The organism is Cellulomonas biazotea, assembly GCF_004306155.1.
Classification (GTDB): Bacteria; Actinomycetota; Actinomycetes; order Actinomycetales; family Cellulomonadaceae; genus Cellulomonas; species Cellulomonas biazotea.
In genome coordinates, this window is the sequence record NZ_BIMR01000465.1 from 1 (window position 1) to 958 (window position 958).

Below are 958 nucleotides of genomic sequence, written 5' to 3' on the forward strand. Positions count from 1 at the left end.
GCTGCGGGGTCCGCGGGGGCCGCCGTGGCAGCGGGGTCGGCCGCGGCGGTCGCGGGCGGGGCCGCCACCACGGTCACGCCGTCGGGCACGGGCGGCACGGCGCCGGCCGTGAGCACCCATCGGGCGTCCAGACGCGCGAGCTCCTCGCCCAGCACGTCGGGCGGGACCGCCGCGCCGGTGAGCAGGACGGGGGCGGCGAGCCGCGTCCCCTCGGCCACGGCGACCTGCTGCGCGGCCGGGTCGGCCGCGTCGGCGACGACCACGACGGGCGCCTGCGCGACGAACGTCCGGACGACCTCGAGGACCGTCGTCTCCGGGGTCGCGGCCGGCAGGACCGTGGTCGGCGTGGAGGGCAGGACGACCTCGGCCGCGACGGGCGTGGGTGACGGCGACGCGGAGACCGAAGGCGTCGCCGTGGAGGTCGGTCCGGTCCGTCCGTCGTCGGCGGTGCACGCCGTGACGAGCGCGAGGCACGCGGCGGTCGTGACGGCGACGACGGTGGGGCGACGGGTCGGCACGGCCCTCCTTCCGGAGTGCGCCACTGTACGTGCCGCGGCCGTGGACGGCCGGTCGCGGGCGACACCGGGGCTCGGCACCGCCCACGAGCGGCCCCGGGGCGACGGACGGGCGGCGAGTCGGGTGTGTGACGAGCCCGACGAGAGTGACGAGGCCGACGACCACGGAGCGGACCGGCCCTCCCGCCCGCGTCCGCGCGCCGCTACGGTCGTGCACGACAGAAGCCCCCGGGGAGCGCAGGAGCGCTGAGAGTGCGGCCGGACACCACGTCCCACCCGCAGACCCGTGGAACCTGACCTGGTTCGCACCAGCGTAGGGAGCAGGGCACTCGTCGCCGGCGGCGCGCCGGCGGTCGCGTCCCGTGGGCCGGCACGCCTGCGCGTGCCCGGCGCCGGGCGTGCGACCGGGGCGCCGCCGCGCGGCCTCGTGCGCTCGCCGGGGG

General features: G+C 79.6%; 1 pseudogene and 1 riboswitch. The pseudogene reads right to left on the reverse strand.

Annotated features, from left to right (window positions below):
• Window positions 1–518: pseudogene (locus tag CBZ_RS20180) on the reverse strand (hypothetical protein); the annotation flags it as partial.
• A gap of 216 nt (window positions 519–734) precedes the next feature.
• A riboswitch (TPP riboswitch) is annotated at window positions 735–854 on the forward strand.
• The last annotated feature ends 104 nt before the right edge of the window (window positions 855–958 follow it).